Below are 16082 nucleotides of genomic sequence, written 5' to 3'. Positions count from 1 at the left end.
GATCAGTCCACGGGGAACGAGGTGAGCGCCGTGGCCATCGCGGACCCCGCAGCGGTCGTCCCGAGTCGCGTGCCGGTATGGCACGGCCTGGAGGAAGTGCCCGCCGGGCACGGGCGTTGCGTACTCACCCTGGGCGTGTTCGACGGTGTGCACCGCGGGCACGCCAGGCTCATCGGCGAAGCCGTGCGGCTTGGCGAGTCCCGTGGGCTGCCTGTCGTGCTGGTGACCTTCACCCCGCATCCGGCGAGCGTGGTCGGCGCGCGGAAGGACACGGCGGCGTTGTGCAGCCTGGGCCGCCGCGCGGAACTGGCCGCGGCACTCGGGGTCGACGCGATCTGCGTCCTGCCCTTCACCCGAGAGTTCGCGCAGCTGTCCCCGGAGAAGTTCGCGGCCACGGTGCTCGCCCGGAAGCTGCGGGCCGATGCCGTCGTGGTGGGCGAGAACTTCACCTTCGGCCACCGGGGCGCCGGCACCGTCGACACGCTGCGCCGGCTGGGCCGCCGGCACGGCTTCACCACCTTCAGCGCGGTGCTGCTGCGGGAGGGCGACGTCCGCTTCTCCTCGACGCACATCCGCGACTGCCTGCGCCGGGGCGACGTCCGGGCCGCCACGCGGGCACTCGGCCGCCCGCACCGGGTGGACGGGGTGTTGCGTGACCGCGAGCTGATGGTCGCGCGCGGCACGGCGTTGCCCGCGCCCGGCCCGTACACCGCGCTGCTGGCGGAGACCAGGCGGGTGCCGGTGTGGGTGAGCGAGCGCCGCACCGTGGCGATCGAGGCGACGGACCTGCCGAGCGGCGCGGTCCAGCTGGAGTTCGTGGGCAACCGGCTCGCGGAGGTCCCGCCGGCCCCCGACCGAAGGCGGCACGACGTCAGCGAACCAGGCCGGGCCGTTCGGTCAGAGAGTCGATAACGCTCAGCGTCGGGTGTCCCGTGCGAGTGCGGCATCCGGATCGTGCTCCCGCGTGTGCTGGGCGGCGTCGTAGTCGGCTTCGATGGCGTCCAGTTCGGCGGCCCGTGCGTTCAGGACCGTGGTGGCGCGGTCGTGGTCGAAGTCCTTCTCCCATTTGCCGATCACGATCGCGGCCACGGCGTTGCCGAGGACGTTGATGAACACCCTGCCTTCGTTGAGGATGCGGTCGATGCCGACGATCAGGGCGAGCGCGGCCAGCGGCATGTGCCCCACCGCGGTGATGGTGCTGGCCAGGACGATGAACGCGCCACCCGCGATTCCGGCGGTGCCCTTGCTGGTCAGCATCATCACGCCGACCATCACCAGCTGCTGTTGCCAGCTCAGGTCGATTCCCAGTGCCTGAGCGAGGAACAGCGAGGCCATCGTGAGGTAGACCGCGGAGCCGTCAAGGTTGAACGAGAAGCCCGACGGGATGACGATCCCGACGACCGGGCGGCCGATTCCCATGATTTCCAGCTTGCGCACGAGCTGGGGGAGGACTGCTTCGCTGGAGCACGTGGACAGCGCCACGAGCAGCTCTGCCTTGAGGAAGCGCATCAGGCCCAGCAGGCTCAGCTTGCACGTCTTCATGATCGCTCCGAGGATCACCGCCACGTAGACGACGCACGTGCCGGTGAACAGCAGGATGAGGTAGCCGAGCTGCTGGAGGCTGCTCGCGCCGTATGTGGCGACGACGGTCGCGAGCGCGCCGAACGTGCCGATCGGGGCAAGCCGCATCACCCAGCCGACGATCCGGAAGACCACTGTGGACAGAGCTGAGATTCCCCGGGTGAGCGGGGCGCCCGCTGGGCCCGCCATGTTGAGCGCGACGCCGAACACGATCGAGACCAGCAGGGCGGCGAGGATGGCGTCACCGGTGAGCGCGCCGAACAGCGACTCCGGGATCAGCCCGGACACGAAGTCGGTGAAGGTGGCGTGCTGCTGGGTGGCCTCGTCGGGGATGGCGCTCGCGTCGAGCGTCGCGGGATCGACGTTCATGCCAGCGCCGGGCTGGAACGCGTTGGCCACGAGCAGGCCGATCAGCATTGACAACAGCGACAGGACCAGGAAATAGCCCAGCGCCTTCGCGCCGATCCGGCCTGCCTTGCGCAGGTTGTCCATCGACGCGATACCGGTGGTGACGACGCAGAACACCACGGGGATGACGATCATCTTGACCAGCGCGATGAACCAGTCGTTGAGCGGCTTCAGGCTCGATCCGACGGCGGGGAGGGCCAGTCCGACGGCGACTCCGAGTACGGCTGCGACGATCACCTGGAACCAGAGCTCGCCGAGCAGCCTGCGGAAGCGGGAGCGCGGCGCGCGGGCGGGGCTGGAGAGGGACGACATCGTTGTTGCTCCTTGGCACGACGGTGTGTGGAGGGCGATGCGGACACGCCTGGCGGCGTGCCGGTCAGGGGTGCAGGGCGCGCAGAACCCGGTAGAACTCGGCCTTCTCCTCGAAGCCGATGCCCGGCGTCTCGGTCAGGCCGACGTGGCTGTCCTCGACGACGGCGCCGTCGGCGAACCCGCCGGTGGGCTGGAACTCGCCGGGGTACGACTCGTTGCCGCCCAGCTTGAGTGCGGCGGCGATGTGCAGGGAGAACTGGTGGCCGCCGTGGGGGATGCACCGGCGCGACGACCAGCCGTGGCGGGCGAGCATGTCCTGGATTCGCAGGTACTCCGTCAGTCCGTAGCTCAGCGCGGGGTCGACCTGGATGTAGTCGCGGTCGGAGCGCATGCCGCCGTAGCGGATGAGGTTGCGGGAGTCCTGGAGGGAGAACAGGTTCTCGCCGGTCGCGATCGGGCCGTGGTAGTGCTCGGATACGACGGCGTTGAGCCGGTAGTCGAGCGGGTCGCCGATCTCTTCGTACCAGAACAGCCCGTACGGCTCGATGGCCCGGCCGTACTCCAGTGCGGTCGCGAGGTCGAACCGGCCGTTGACGTCGACCGCGAGCCTGGAGCCGTCGCCGTCCAGCACCTCCAGTACGGCCTCGATGCGCTTGAGGTCCTCGGCCAGGTCGGCGCCGCCGATCTTCATCTTGACGACGCGGTAGCCCTGGTCGAGGAAGCCCTTCATCTCGTCCTGGAGGTCGCGCAGCGTCTTGCCGGGCGCGTAGTAGCCGCCCGCCGCATAGACGAAGACCTTGTCGTCGGGGGCGCCGTCGCCATAGCGGTCCGACAGCCAGCGGTACAGCGGCTGCCCGGCCAGCTTGGCGGCGAGGTCGAACAGCGCCATGTCGACGACGCCGACCGCGACCGAGCGTTCGCCGTGCCCGCCCGGCTTCTCGTTAGTCATCACCGCGTCCCACGCGCGGGCGGGGTCGAGCTGGCCGTCCTCGGCGAGCAGCGACCCGGGATCGGCGTCGAGCAGGCGGGGGATCACTCTGCGGCGCAGGATCTCACCCGCGCTGTAGCGCCCGTTGGAGTTGAAGCCGTAGCCGACCACCGGTTTCCCGTCTCGCACGACGTCCGACACGACCGCCACGATCGAGCAGTCCATCGAGCTGAAGTCGATCCAGGCATTGCGGATTGAGGAGCTGATGGGGACGACGCCCTCGTACACATCGACGATCTTCACGGTCTCACTCTCGTTGTAATTTATAAATTGCAACGGGATGGTACGGTGAGGCCCGGCCGATGCACAAGCACCGGTTTCCGTGAGGGAGTGACGGGTGACGAGCGCGAACGTGTTCTCGAGCAAGGGCGATGCGGCTTACGTGGAGCTACGGACCCGGATCCTCAGCGGAGAGCTGCCGCCCGGGTCGAAGCTCGCTCAGCGCGACCTCGCCCAGGCACTCGGCATGAGTCTCACCCCGCTGCGCGAGGCGATCCGGCGCCTCAGCAGCGAGGGGCTGATCGACCTCGACACCCAGCGCGACGCCCGGGTCGCGGCCATCAACGCGACCGAGGCCCGCCAGCTCTTCGAGGTGCGGCTGTCGCTCGACCCGACCGCCGCGATGCTGGCCGCCCAGCGCCGCACGGACGCCGACGTCGTCGCGCTGCGCGGTGCCGCCGCCCGGCTCCTGCCCGTCACGAGGGCGTGGGGGGAGGAGGCGCTCACCGCGCACCGGGCCTTCCACCGTGCGCTGTACGTGGCCTCGCGCAACGACGTGCTCATCAGGATGCTCGACGACCTGTGGGACAAGTCGGACCGCTACCGCAGGCTCGGGCTCGAGCTCCCGCCCGGGGACGAACCGCGCACCCGGGACCACCGCGAGCACCACGAGCTCGTCGGTCTCATCGAGGCCGGTGACGCCACCGCGGCGAGCGAGCTGATGCGCGCCCACATCGAACGCAGCCTCACCGCCACCGCCATCGCGGAACTCGAGCAGCGAGAACGGGAACGGGGGGACCTGGCCACCGGGTGAGGTCAGAGCGGGTGGGGCGCGAACCCGGCGTTGATCGCCAGCGCGGCCGCCTCGCCGCGCGAGGAGACCTCCAGTTTCTTGAGGACCCCGGCGACGTGGAACTTGACGGTGCTCTCGGTGACCCCGAGTTCCGCGGCGATGGCCTTGTTGCGTTTGCCCTGGGTGAGCGACCGCAGCACCTCCAGCTCCCGTCGGTTGAGGCTCTCCAGCCGGGTTTCGCCCGCGTGGTCGTGGGTGGGTTCGAACGGCAGGTGGATGGTCATCCGGCTGCCCCAGCCGGGCACCGCTTCGAGCTCGACCGTGGCGCCGAGCGTCCTGGCGCGGCCGTCGAGCTGGTGGCGCAGGTCGTTGACGTCGAGGCTGCCGGACTCCTGGTCCCGCACGTCGATCCGGAGTGAGGTGTCGTCGGACTCCCACGCGACCCTCAGCCGTCCGAGTCCTTTTTGGGCGGTGAAGGCCAGCACGGCGGTCAGGGTCATGGCACGGGCGGCGTGGGCGATGTCGCCCGGCAGCGGTCGCGCTGCCGGGGCGGGGGGCACGAGGTCGAGCTGCGCGTCGTGGTGGCGCAGCGTCTGCCGGATCTTCTTGCGCAGCTTGGTGAACGCCGCCGAGGCGGGCTCCTCCGACAGTGCCAGGTCGGTCTTCTGCGCCGAGCGCAGCGCCACGAGTGCCGCGGAGGCCGACTCGGTGGCGGCGACCCGGGCGCGGTGGTCGTCGAGCCGGGTGGAGCGCAGCGTCGTGAGGATGGCGACGAGCGCGGTCTCCTGTGCGGCGGCCATTTCCGCGATGGTGCGGGCGCGCTCGGTGGAGGCCGCCCTGGACTCGGCGAGGTAGTCGGGACTCGCCTGGGCGACCTGCTGCCGGATCGAGGTGGCGACGATGCCGAAGAGGTCGGCGAGCGCGGCGGGCTCGGGAAGGCGTTTCCGTGACGCGCGGGGGATGAGGACGAGCAGCGTGCCGATCGGGTCCTGCACGGCCCACACGGTCCGGGGTGCGCCGGCGATGGTCGCCGTGATGCCGAGTGCGTGCCCGGGCTCGACGAGAGCCTTGAGCTGTTCGAGCTCGCCGATCGTGACCTTGTTGATCGTCTCGGTGTCCCCGGCGACCTTGCGCGGACGGCCGGTGCACTCCCTGGTGAAGACGACCAGCGCGGTGTGCGGCCACCGGTCGGACAGGAACCGGGAGAACCGGCCCGCGATCTCGTGCAGCGGGCCGTCGATCACATCCCGCAGCGCGAGGAGGCAGTCCTGCGCGGGTGGTGTCGGGTGCTCGGGCATCCGGGTCAGCGTAGCCGCACGGCAACCTGGCCGGAAGTCGAGGTTTTCCTGGCCTGACGATCAGGTCGCGGGCGCGGCAGGCCGGGGCTAGTGTCGCCCAGGATATGCGCTGTCGCGCATGCCTTTTCGTCGAGCGGTGAAGGAAGCAGTCGAGATGCCACAGCAGGTGCGCGGTGTGATCGCCCGGTCGAAGCAGGCTCCGGTGGAGCTGACGGACATCGTGGTGCCCGACCCGGGGCCCGGTGAGGTCGTGGTCGCGATCGCCGCGTGCGGCGTCTGCCACACCGACCTGACCTACCGGGAGGGCGGGATCAACGACGAGTTCCCGTTCCTGCTCGGGCACGAGGCCGCGGGCACCGTCGAGAGCGTCGGCGAGGGCGTGGACTCGGTCCGGCCCGGCGACTTCGTGGTCCTGAACTGGCGGGCCGTGTGCGGGCAGTGCCGGGCCTGCAAACGGGGGCGGCCGCAGTACTGCTTCGACACGTTCAACGCGAACCAGAAGATGACGCTCACGGACGGCACCGAGCTGACCCCCGCGCTGGGCATCGGCGCGTTCGCGGACAAGACGCTCGTGCACGCCGGGCAGTGCACGAAGGTCGACCCGGCCGCCGATCCCGCGGTCGCCGGGCTGCTCGGCTGTGGCGTGATGGCCGGGCTCGGTGCGGCGGTGAACACCGGCGCGGTGGGCCGGGGTGACTCCGTCGCCGTGATCGGCTGCGGCGGCGTGGGCGACGCGGCGATCGTCGGTGCCCGGCTGGCGGGTGCGTCCACGATCATCGCCGTGGACCGCGACGCGAGGAAGCTCGGCTGGGCGGTCGAGCTGGGCGCGACGCACACCGTCGACGCGACCGAGGCCGACGCCGTCGAGGCGATCCAGGGCCTGACCGGCGGATTCGGCGCCGACGTCGTGATCGACGCCGTCGGCCGCCCGGAGACGTGGAAGCAGGCGTTCTACGCCCGCGATCTGGCGGGCACGGTCGTGCTCGTCGGGGTGCCCACGCCGGACATGCGCCTGGAGATGCCGCTGCTCGACTTCTTCTCCCGCGGCGGCGCACTCAAGTCCTCCTGGTACGGCGACTGCCTGCCGGAGCGGGACTTCCCGATGCTGGTGGACCTGTACCTGCAGGGCAGGCTGCCGCTGGAGAGGTTCGTCACCGAGCGGATCGCGCTCGAGGACGTGGAGAAGGCCTTCCACACGATGCACGCCGGCGAGGTGCTGCGCTCGGTGGTGATCCTGTGAGCCTGCGGATCGAGCGGGTCGTCACCTCCGGCGTCTTCGCATTGGACGGCGGCACATGGGAGGTGGACAACAACGTCTGGCTGATCGGCGACGACCGCGAGGTCGTGATCGTGGACGCCGCCCATGACGACACGGCGATCACCGAGGCCGTGGCGGGGCGCAACGTCGTGGCCGTGGTCTGCACGCACGGGCACAACGACCACGTCACCTTCGCCCCGCAGCTGGGCAAGGAGCTCTACGCGCCGGTGCTGCTGCACCCCGGCGACCGGGAACTGTGGGAGCTGACCCACCCCGGCGAGACGTTCTGGCGGACGGGCGACGGCGAGCGGATCGCGGTGGCGGGAACGGAACTGGAGGTGATCCACACGCCGGGGCACTCACCCGGGTCGATCTGCCTGCACCTGCCCGAGGCCGGGGCCCTCTTCTCCGGCGACACGCTGTTCTCGGGCGGGCCCGGTGCCACCGGGCGCTCGTTCTCCGACTTCCCGACGATCATCGGCTCGATCCGGGACCGCCTGTTCGCGCTGCCCGAGGACACGCGCGTGCACACCGGCCACGGCGACCACACCACCATCGGCGCCGAAGCACCGCACCTGGAGGAGTGGATCGCCCGAGGACACTGACCCTGCCCGGCGTGTCACTCGCCATCCACCCACTCCAGGGTCCGCCGCACGGCCTTGCTCCACTGCCGCAGCTCGCGCTCGCGCACGTCGGGTGCCATCCCGGGCAGCCAGCGCTTGTCCTCGGCCCAGAGCGCGGCCAGCTCGTCCTGGCCTGCCCAGAACCCGACGGCGAGCCCCGCGGCGTAGGCCGCGCCGAGTGCCGTGGTCTCGGTGACCCGCGGGCGCAGCACCGGCACGTCGAGCAGGTCGGCCTGGAACTGCATCAGCAGTTCGTTGCCCACCATGCCGCCGTCGGCGCGCAGTTCGGTCAGGGCGAGCCCGGCGTCGGCGTTCATCGCGTCCACCACCTCACGCACCTGGAACGCCGTCGCCTCCAGCACCGCCCTGGCGAGATGGCCCTTGCCGACGTAGCGCGTGAGCCCGACGAGCGCGCCACGGGCGTCGGACCGCCAGTGCGGCGCGAACAGCCCGGAGAAGGCGGGCACGAAGTACGCGCCGCCGTTGTCCTCGACCGTGCGGGCGAGCGTCTCGATCTCGGGCGCCGTTTCGATCAGGCCGAGATTGTCGCGCAGCCACTGCACCAGTGACCCGGTGACCGCGATGGAGCCCTCCAGCGCGTAGGCGGGCCGCTGCCCGCCGAGCTGGTAGGCCACGGTGGTGAGCAGGCCGTTCGCCGAGCCCGCCGCCTTCTCCCCGGTGTTGAGCAGCACGAAGTTGCCCGTGCCGTAGGTGTTCTTGGCCATGCCGGGCTCGAAGCACACCTGGCCGAACGTGGCGGCCTGCTGGTCACCGAGCGCGGCGGTGATCGGCACCCCGGACAGTTCTCCGAGGGTCCGCACCGTGCCGTAGACCTCGGAACTGGAGCGGATCTCCGGCAGCATGGCCAGGGGAATGCCCAGGTCCCCGGCGATCGCGGGATCCCACGAGAGGCTGTGCAGGTCCATGAGCATCGTGCGGGAGGCGTTGGTGACGTCGGTCAGGTGCACCCCGCCCTCGGGCCCGCCGGTCAGGTTCCACAGCAACCACGAGTCGATGGTGCCCAGCAGCAGGTCTCCGCGCTCGGCCCGAGCCCTCGCACCGTCGACGTTGTCCAGGATCCACGCGGCCTTCGGCCCGGAGAAGTAGGTCGCCAGCGGCAGCCCGGTGACGTCGCGGTAGCGGTCGGCCCCACCGCCGCGCCCGCCCAGCTCCCGCACGAGCCGGTCAGTGCGGGTGTCCTGCCAGACGATCGCGTTGTACACCGGCTCGCCGGTGCGACGGTCCCACACGACGGTGGTCTCGCGCTGGTTGGTGATGCCCACGGCCGCGATGTCCGTGGACGAGACGCCGGCGCGCGCCAGCGCCTCGCCGACGACCTCCCGGGTGTTCGCCCAGATCTCCCGCGGATCGTGCTCGACCCACCCCGGCCGCGGCAGCAACTGCGCGTGTTCCCGCTGCGCACTGGCCACCGGAGTGCCCGAGTCGTCGAACAGGATGCAGCGCGTGCTGGTGGTGCCCTGGTCGATGGCCGCCACAAAGGTCATCGTCGTGTCCCGCCCTTCTCAGCTCACTGTCCGCGAGTCCGGCACCCGCGACCGCGCGGCGGCGGCCGACGCGTCGTCCGGCAACCGCTGCGCGGCCCGCTCGGCCTCCACCCTGCCGAGGTAGTTGTCCACTTCGGACGCCCTGGTGCGGGCGTCCCAGCCGAGCACCTCACCCATGATCCCGGCAACGGCCTCGGCCGCGTCGGTACCTCGGTCGGCGCGTTCGAAGGAGATCCGGGTGCGGCGGGTGAGCACGTCGTCGAGGTGCAGGGCGCCCTCGTGGGTCACCGCGTACCGGATCTCGGCGCGCAGGTGCTCCTCGGCGCCGTCGACCGGCTCCAGGAGCGAGGTCTCGTCCCGGGCCGGGGCGAGCACCTCGCCGGTCAGCGAACCGTACCGGTCCAGCAGCGACCGCATCCGGCGCTCCGTGACGCCGTGCCCGGCGGCCAGCGCGCCCACGCGGTTGCACAGTGCCCGGTAGCCGTCGGCGCCGAGCAGCGGCACCTCGGCCGTGACCGAGGGGACGAGCCCGGGCAGGTCCGGCGCGGCGGCGTCGACCGCGTCGGCGGCCATGACGCGGTAGGTGGTGTACTTGCCGCCCGCCACCGACACGAGCCCCGGCCTCGGCCTCGCCACCGCGTGCTCCCGCGACAGCGCCGTCGTGCCGCCGGCACCGGTGCCCTTCGCCAGCAGCGGCCGCAGCCCCGCGTACACGCCCAGGATGTCGCGGGTGGTCAACGGCTCGGCCAGCACCGAGTTGGCGTGCCGCAGGATGTGGCCGAGGTCGGCGCTCGTGGCCGCGGGGTGCGCCACGTCGAGGTCCCAGCCGGTGTCGGTGGTGCCGATGATCCAGCGGGTGCCCCACGGGATGAAGAACAGCACCGACTTCCCCGCGCGCAGGATGAGTCCCGTCTCGCTGCGGAACCGTTCCCTCGGCACGGTGATGTGCACACCCTTGGAGGCCCGGACGGTGAAGGGGCTGTCCCCGCCCGCCAGGTCGTGCAGCCGGTCCGACCACACGCCCGTGCAGTTCAGCACCACGCGCGCACGCACGGACGTGGTGCGGCCGGTCTCGACGTCCCGCAGCCGCGCGCCCGTGACGCGGTCGCCGTCGCGCGTGAGGCCCACGACCTCGGTGGACGAGCGGGCCACGGCGCCGTGCCGGGCGGCCGTCCGCACGAGGCCGAGGGTGTGCCTCGCGTCGTCCACCTCGGCGTCGTAGTACCGCAGCGCCCCGGTGAGCGCGGCAGGGTCGAGGCCCGGCGCGAGCCCGAGCGCGCCGCGCCGCGTGTAGTGCCGGTGGCCGGGCACGGAGCGCGCACCGCCGAGGTTGTCGTAGAGCAGCATCCCGGCGCCGACGTAGGGCCGTTCCCAGCCGCGATGACGCAGCGGGTACAGGAACGACACCGGGCGCACGAGGTGCGGCGCGAGCCTGGTGAGCATCAGCTCGCGTTCCCGCAGCGCCTCCCGCACCAGCGAGAAGTTCAGCTGCTCCAGGTACCGCAGGCCGCCGTGGAACAGCTTGCTCGACCGCGACGACGTGCCCGCCGCCCAGTCCCGTTGCTCCACCACCGCGGTGCGCAGGCCGCGGGTCGCCGCGTCCAGCGCCGCACCGGCGCCGGTGACCCCGCCGCCGACGACGAGCACGTCGAACGACGCCGAGGACAGCTCCTCCCAGGCCCGCTCCTGCGTCGCGGGGTTCAAGACCGGTCCGCTCACGTCGGCAGCCCGTGGCCGCGCTCGGCGTACAGCTTGAGCACCTGCTCGCGGGGCAGGACCCCGCACCGCGTCGCCCACGCCTCGTAGGCCCCGGCGAGCTCGGCGACGATGTCGGGGTGCTCGGCGGCGAGGTCGTGCAGCTCGGTGCGGTCGCGCCCCATGTCGTAGAGCTCCCAGTCCAGGCCGTACTTGCGGACGAGCTTCCAGTCGCCGCGGCGTGCACCGGCGTTGCCCTCGTGCTCCCAGAACAGCGTCCGCGCGGGGTCGCCCGGTTCGCCGCGCAACGTGGGCAGCATGCTGTGGCCCTCCAGCGGCAGGACGGCCCGGCCCTCGAACCGCTCGGGATAGTCCGCGCCGGACACGTCGAGCACGGTGGCCATGACGTCGGTCAGCTGGTGTGGGGTGGTCCGCACCGCCGGAGTGGTGCCGAGGCCCTGCGGCCAGTGCACGATGAACGGCGTCGAGATCCCGCCCTCGTGGATCCAGTGCTTGTACTCCCGGAACGGCGTGTTCGACAGGTTCGCCCACGCGGTTCCGTACGTGGCATACGTGCTCTCCGGGCCGGGCGCGAGGTCCGGCACGTTGCCGGGAACGACCTCGCGACCGTCCCGTGTGGTCGGTGCGAAGTCGACGAACGCCGTGACGAAGTCCTTCGCGGTGTCGGGTGGCATCTCCTCCGCGCAGCCTCCGTTGTCGGAGAGGAAGACGAACAGCGTGTCCGCCAGCCTGCCGGTGGCCTCCAGCTCGTCCAGGATCCGGCCGATGCCCTGGTCCATGCGGTCGATCTGCGCCGCGTAGACCGCCATCCGCAACGCCTCCCACTCCTTGTTGCCGGCGTCCTCCCACGCGGGGACGTCCGGGTCGCGGTCGGTCAGGTCCCAGTTCTCGTCGATGATGCCCATCTCGACGAGCCGCCGCAGCCGCTCCCGGCGGAGCTCGTCCCAGCCGGCGGAGAAGCGGCCCGCGTACTTCGCGACGTCCTCCTCCAGCGCGTGCAGCGGCCAGTGCGGGGCGGTGTAGGCGACGTAGAGGAACATCGGGTCGTCCGCGCGTTCGTCGTGGTGCCTCCGCACGAACGACACCGCGTTGTCGGAGATCGCGTCGGTGTAGTAGAAGCCGTCCTCGAGCGCCTCGTGCTCGATGTTCTCCTCGCCGCGCGTGAGGGTGGCGGGCTGGAAGTAGCTGCCCGCCCCGGCGAGCGTGCCGTAGAAGTGGTCGAAGCCCCTGCGGGTCGGCCACGCGTCGCTGGGGTTGCGCAGGTCGTTCGACATGTGCCATTTGCCGGACAGGTACGTGCCGTAGCCGGCGGGCCGCAGCACCTCAGCGAGGGTCACGCAGGAGTCGTTGAGCGTGCCCGAGTAGCCGTCGGGTGAGTCGTCGTAGTTGAGGATGCCGATGCCGGTCTGGTGCGGGTGCAGGCCCGTCAGCAGCGACGCGCGGGAGGGGCTGCAGCGCGCGGTGTTGTAGAACTGCGTCAGCCGCGCGCCGGACGCGGCGAGGCGGTCGAGGTTGGGGGTCCGCACCTCGCCGCCGTAGCAGCCGATGTCGGAGAAGCCCATGTCGTCGGCGAGCACGAGGACGATGTCAGGCTTACGGGGCACAGTGTTTCTCCAGCTTTTCCAGGATGGGCAGGGTTGTTCACTTGCCGACGGCGGTGTCGGTGAGCGGTGCGTCGTCACGGTTGAGCCGGGAGGTCTCCGGGGTGAACGCGAGCGCGACGAGTGCGAGCACGGCGAACAGCACGAGGTAGGTCGCCACGGGCCAGGAGTCACCGCCCGAACGATCCACCAGTGCGGTCGCCACGGCGGGGCCGATCGCGCCGGAGGGCAGCACGCCGAGCTGGTAGACGATCGACATGCCGGTGTAGCGGACCCTGGCCGGGTACAGCTCGGCGAAGAACGCGGCCTCGGGGCCGAACATGGTGCACGCGCCGAACGCCCAGCCGATGATGATCCCGGCCCAGATGAGTGGCGTGTTCCCGGTGTCGATCATGGCGAACACGGGGAACGCGGACACTCCCGAGATCAGCGCGCCGATGGCGAGCACGGGCCTGCGGCCGATGCGGTCGGAGAGCCCGCCGGTGAGCGGGATGACGAGAAAGCCGACGACGGCGGCGATGAGCAGGCCGTTGAGCGCGACGCTCTTGGGCAGGCCCAGCACGATCGTGGTGTAGGTCAGGATGAACGCGTTGTAGATGTTGAAGACGAGGCTCTCGCAGAACCGGGTGCCCATCGCGAGAACCGTCAGCTTGGGGTAGGTGCGGAACACCTCGACGAACGGAACCTTGGCCCGCTCGCCAGACTCCACCACCCGCTCGAACGCCGGCGGCTCGGACACCTTGAGACGAACGAAGAACCCGACGGCGACGAGCACGATGCTGAACAGGAAGGGCAGCCGCCAGGCCCACGACACGAGCGCGTCGTCGCCGAACGCGCCCGCGCCGTTGACCGCGAGCGTCGACAGCAAAAGTCCAATGGGGACACCGGTCTGCGGCCAGCTGCTGAACAGGCCCCGGCGGTGCTTCGGCGCGTGCTCGAACGTGAGGATCGCGGCGCCGCCCCATTCGCCGCCGAGGCCGATGCCCTGCAGCATGCGCAGCACGAGCAGGAGGATCGGCGCCCAGATCCCGATGGTCTCGTAGGTGGGCAGCAGGCCCATCGCGAAGGTCGACCCGCCCATGATCATCATGGTGATCACGAGCATCTTCTTGCGGCCCAGCCGGTCGCCGTAGTGGCCGAAGATCACCCCGCCGATGGGCCGGGTGACGAATCCCGCGGCGAACGTGCCGAAGGCCACCAGTGTGCCGGTGAGCGCGTCGAAGCTGGGGAAGAACTCGGAGTTGAAGACCAGCGCGGCCATCGTGGCGTAGAGGAAGAAGTCGTACCACTCGATGACGGCGCCGATCACGCTCGCGGTGGTGACCTGCTTGATCGAGGCGGGTTCGCCTGGGGAGAGGGAGTACCTCATCGGACACCCTTCTGACATCGGAGTCCAAAAATGGGACAGTGGACCATCTGGCGGGACAGTGGTACTGTCTCTCATCGGTGTGGTGGTCGTCAAGGCCACGGTGTGGAAGGGGTCGGTGTGAGCGAGGCGCTGCGCAAGGCGATGTTGATTCTCGATGCGCTCAGGGAGAGCACGGACGACCTCAGCGCTCGCGAGCTCGCCGCCCGGCTCGACGTGCCGAAGAGCACCGCGCAGCGGCTGTTGCAGTCGCTGGAGGAGTCGCAGATGACGGTGCAGGATCCGGCGAGCCGCAAGTACCGGCTCGGCCCGAGGACGCTGACGCTCGGCATGGCCTACCGCGAGCGGCTGGACCTGCGCAACACGGCACTGCCCCACATGCGGACGCTGCGGGACGCCACCGACGAGACGATCGGGCTGTCCGTGGTGGTCGGCGCGGAACGCATGTTCATCGAGGAGGTGCAGAGCCAGTCGGAACTGCGGGCGCACTCCGAGCTCGGCTACCCGTATCCACTGTGGACGGGCGCGCCGGGGAGGGTGCTCCTGGCGCACCTGCCTTCCGCGGACACCGACGCCGCACTGCGGGACGCGGGGGAGCGGCCCTGGCGGGCGATCGGACTGGCCGATCGCGATGCCTTCCTCGAGCGGCTCGCCGAGATCCGCCGCGCGGGGCACGATCGCGCGTTCGACGAGACGATCAACGGCGTCAGTGCGATCGCCGTCCCGGTGCGCGACGCGACGTCCCGGATCGCGGCGGCGCTGTCCGTGTCCGGACCGAGCGCCCGGATGAGTGAGCCGGAGATGGACCGCATCCTGCCCGAGGCGCAGGCGGCAGCGCACAAGATCAGCCAGGCGCTCGGCGGCTGAGTCCCTGGACCGCCGAACTCGGAGGTCCACTGTGGAACATCGTGAGGTCTTCGCGTGCGGGAGTACAAGGACCGTGGCGAACGGTGACCTCCGGCCATGGTCTGCTGGCCGGCGACGGAGGTAAACCGGTGGACAGCGCCGGTCCGTCTCGGCGTCCGGCCTACTGGAGGTTCGTCATGACAACCGACCTGTCGGCGCACGTGACCAACGATGACGTCCTGCGCACCCGCCGCCACAGCTACCACACGAAGGCCCGCGCGTACGACCATGGTGCGTCCGTGATCAACGGTACCCACCGGATCCTGACCGTCGTCACGGCCAGCCTGAGCGCCCTCGTCTCCAGCGCGATCTTCACCAGCCTGAACGTCGGCGAGGTGGGCAGCGTGTGGAAGTGGATCGCCGCGGGCGTCAGCCTGGCCGCGACCATCCTGGCCGCGGCGGTCGCGGCACTGGGACACAGCGACACGGCAAGCGAGTACCGCAAGGCCGCCGTCGTCTGCGTGCAGTTCCAGAGCGCCGAGCCGAGGAGTTGGTGGCCAGGGGCGCCATCACGGACGCCGAGGTCGTGAAGTACGACAACGCGGCGATGAACGCGGAGGCGACCATGCCGATCGTGCGGGACCGCTTCTACCGGGCCGCCGAGGCGTACTGCGACCGCATGCGCGAAACAGACCCCTTCGAGCGCCTTTCCACGGATCACTAACGCGCGGACGACCGTCCCCCCCGGCAGGGCGTGTGGTCACCGCGGTCGAGGCCCAAGGTCCCTGGTCTCTCCGCGTCCGGTCCTGCACTGTTGTGGCAGAGCCGGAGGAGGCGCCCATGGACAGCACCGCCGGGGTGGAGGTACGCACACCTGACCAGCGGACCGTCCGCTCGGTCATGACGCCGCGGCCGTACACGGTGGGGCCCGGGACCGAGCTCGCCGACATCGCCGCGTTGCTGACCGAACAGGGCATCAGCGGCGTACCGGTGGTGGACGACCGCGACGCGGTACTGGGTGTAGTGACCGAGGCCGACCTCATCAGCGCCCGCCTGCATCCCCACGCGGGGCACGGACGCGGACTCCGGCTGCGTCGCCGGCAGCCTGCGGATCACCATTCGGCGGCGGCCCCGAAGGCGCGCGAGCTGATGAGCGCACCCGTCCTGTCCGTCGACGCGGACACGTCGCTGGCCGCGGCGGCGCGCATGCTGGGCCGGTCCGGTGTCCGCCGGCTGTGCGTTGTGGACGGTGGCAAGCTGGTGGGCGTCCTGTCCCGGCGGGACCTGATTCTGGGCTACCTCCGCCCGGACAGGGACATCCACCGGGAGGTGGTCTCCGAGGTGTTCGGCGCGGCACTGGGCGTGCCGCGAACGTCGGTCGGCGTCGCCGTCGAGCACGGGGTGGTGCTGCTGCTCGGGCAGCTCGACCGCAAGAGCGACGTCGAGCTGGCCGTGAGCCTGACCGGGCGGATCCCTGGGGTGGTGGAGGTCCGCAACCGGCTCGGCTACCGGTGGAACGACGGGCAGGTGCCGAAGGCCCGCGCCGTTCGGGCCTAACGGCCCTGCCG

The 16082-nt window shown here is 70.9% G+C and carries 15 protein-coding genes; 8 read left to right on the top strand and 7 right to left on the bottom strand.

What is annotated here, in order from left to right; all coding sequences use genetic code 11:
- Positions 1-30 precede the first annotated feature (30 nt).
- Entirely contained in the window at positions 31-912 is an 882-nt protein-coding gene (locus tag BA062_RS15465; RefSeq protein ID WP_245959828.1) for a cytidyltransferase, read from the top strand.
- 3 nt (positions 913-915) lie between these two features.
- Here BA062_RS15465 and BA062_RS15460 read toward each other — a convergent pair whose 3' ends face one another.
- Both BA062_RS15460 and BA062_RS15455 read right to left on the bottom strand, forming a co-directional pair.
- Positions 916-2301: a cation:dicarboxylate symporter family transporter gene (locus BA062_RS15460; RefSeq protein WP_110336846.1), complete on the bottom strand. Its 1386-nt coding sequence runs from the start codon at positions 2299-2301 to the stop codon at positions 916-918.
- 64 nt (positions 2302-2365) lie between these two features.
- Entirely contained in the window at positions 2366-3532 is a 1167-nt protein-coding gene (locus BA062_RS15455) for a mandelate racemase/muconate lactonizing enzyme family protein (protein WP_110336844.1), read from the bottom strand.
- A 94-nt stretch (positions 3533-3626) separates the two neighbouring features.
- Between BA062_RS15455 and BA062_RS15450 the strand changes: the two genes are divergently transcribed.
- Positions 3627-4322, top strand: a complete 696-nt coding sequence (locus BA062_RS15450; RefSeq protein ID WP_110336842.1) for a GntR family transcriptional regulator — start codon at positions 3627-3629, stop codon at positions 4320-4322.
- 2 nt (positions 4323-4324) lie between these two features.
- On the opposite strand, the gene BA062_RS15445 is transcribed toward BA062_RS15450, so the two are convergent.
- Positions 4325-5599, bottom strand: a complete 1275-nt coding sequence (locus BA062_RS15445) for a helix-turn-helix transcriptional regulator (RefSeq protein ID WP_110336840.1) — start codon at positions 5597-5599, stop codon at positions 4325-4327.
- A gap of 154 nt (positions 5600-5753) precedes the next feature.
- On the opposite strand from BA062_RS15445, the gene BA062_RS15440 reads away from it, so the two are divergent.
- Together BA062_RS15440 and BA062_RS15435 are read left to right on the top strand one after the other, a co-directional pair.
- Positions 5754-6839 carry an S-(hydroxymethyl)mycothiol dehydrogenase gene (locus tag BA062_RS15440; RefSeq protein WP_110336838.1) on the top strand — a complete coding sequence of 362 codons (1086 nt, stop codon included), beginning with the start codon at positions 5754-5756 and terminating at the stop codon, positions 6837-6839.
- Positions 6836-7462, top strand: a complete 627-nt coding sequence (locus BA062_RS15435; protein ID WP_110336836.1) for an MBL fold metallo-hydrolase — start codon at positions 6836-6838, stop codon at positions 7460-7462. The genes BA062_RS15440 and BA062_RS15435 overlap by 4 nt, the downstream gene beginning before the upstream one ends.
- A gap of 14 nt (positions 7463-7476) precedes the next feature.
- Here BA062_RS15435 and glpK read toward each other — a convergent pair whose 3' ends face one another.
- Genes glpK through BA062_RS15415 form a run of 4 tightly spaced genes read right to left on the bottom strand, consistent with a single transcriptional unit; the run spans position 7477 to position 13671 of the window.
- Complete coding sequence (gene glpK, locus BA062_RS15430; protein WP_110336834.1) at positions 7477-8985, bottom strand: glycerol kinase GlpK; 1509 nt, start codon at positions 8983-8985, stop codon at positions 7477-7479.
- An 18-nt stretch (positions 8986-9003) separates the two neighbouring features.
- On the bottom strand, positions 9004-10704 hold the full coding sequence (locus BA062_RS40220) for a glycerol-3-phosphate dehydrogenase/oxidase (RefSeq protein ID WP_425452900.1): 1701 nt from the start codon (positions 10702-10704) through the stop codon (positions 9004-9006).
- Positions 10701-12305, bottom strand: a complete 1605-nt coding sequence (locus tag BA062_RS40215; RefSeq protein WP_110336830.1) for an arylsulfatase — start codon at positions 12303-12305, stop codon at positions 10701-10703. The genes BA062_RS40220 and BA062_RS40215 overlap by 4 nt, the downstream gene beginning before the upstream one ends.
- A gap of 37 nt (positions 12306-12342) precedes the next feature.
- The gene (locus BA062_RS15415; RefSeq protein WP_168213976.1) at positions 12343-13671 is read right to left on the bottom strand and encodes an MFS transporter; all 1329 of its coding nucleotides are present in this window, start codon (positions 13669-13671) and stop codon (positions 12343-12345) included.
- A 117-nt stretch (positions 13672-13788) separates the two neighbouring features.
- On the opposite strand from BA062_RS15415, the gene BA062_RS15410 reads away from it, so the two are divergent.
- The 4 genes from BA062_RS15410 to BA062_RS15400 all read left to right on the top strand — a co-directional run bounded on the left by BA062_RS15410 (position 13789) and on the right by BA062_RS15400 (position 16071).
- Positions 13789-14535: an IclR family transcriptional regulator gene (locus BA062_RS15410; protein ID WP_168213975.1), complete on the top strand. Its 747-nt coding sequence runs from the start codon at positions 13789-13791 to the stop codon at positions 14533-14535.
- 176 nt (positions 14536-14711) lie between these two features.
- Entirely contained in the window at positions 14712-15104 is a 393-nt protein-coding gene (locus BA062_RS15405) for a hypothetical protein (protein WP_110336826.1), read from the top strand.
- Positions 15068-15238 (top strand): hypothetical protein, encoded by a 171-nt coding sequence (locus BA062_RS39855; protein WP_168213974.1) that lies wholly within the window; start codon positions 15068-15070, stop codon positions 15236-15238. Before BA062_RS15405 ends, BA062_RS39855 begins: the two co-directional genes overlap by 37 nt.
- 116 nt (positions 15239-15354) lie before the next feature.
- A complete protein-coding gene (locus BA062_RS15400; RefSeq protein WP_245959827.1) occupies positions 15355-16071 on the top strand; it encodes a CBS domain-containing protein in 717 nt (238 codons plus the stop codon).
- Positions 16072-16082 lie beyond the last annotated feature (11 nt).

Source organism: Prauserella flavalba (assembly GCF_003202235.1).
Lineage (GTDB): Bacteria > Actinomycetota > Actinomycetes > Mycobacteriales > Pseudonocardiaceae > Prauserella_A > Prauserella_A flavalba.
The sequence above is the reverse complement of the archived record's forward strand: the minus strand, read 5'-3'. Positions and strand labels throughout refer to the sequence as shown.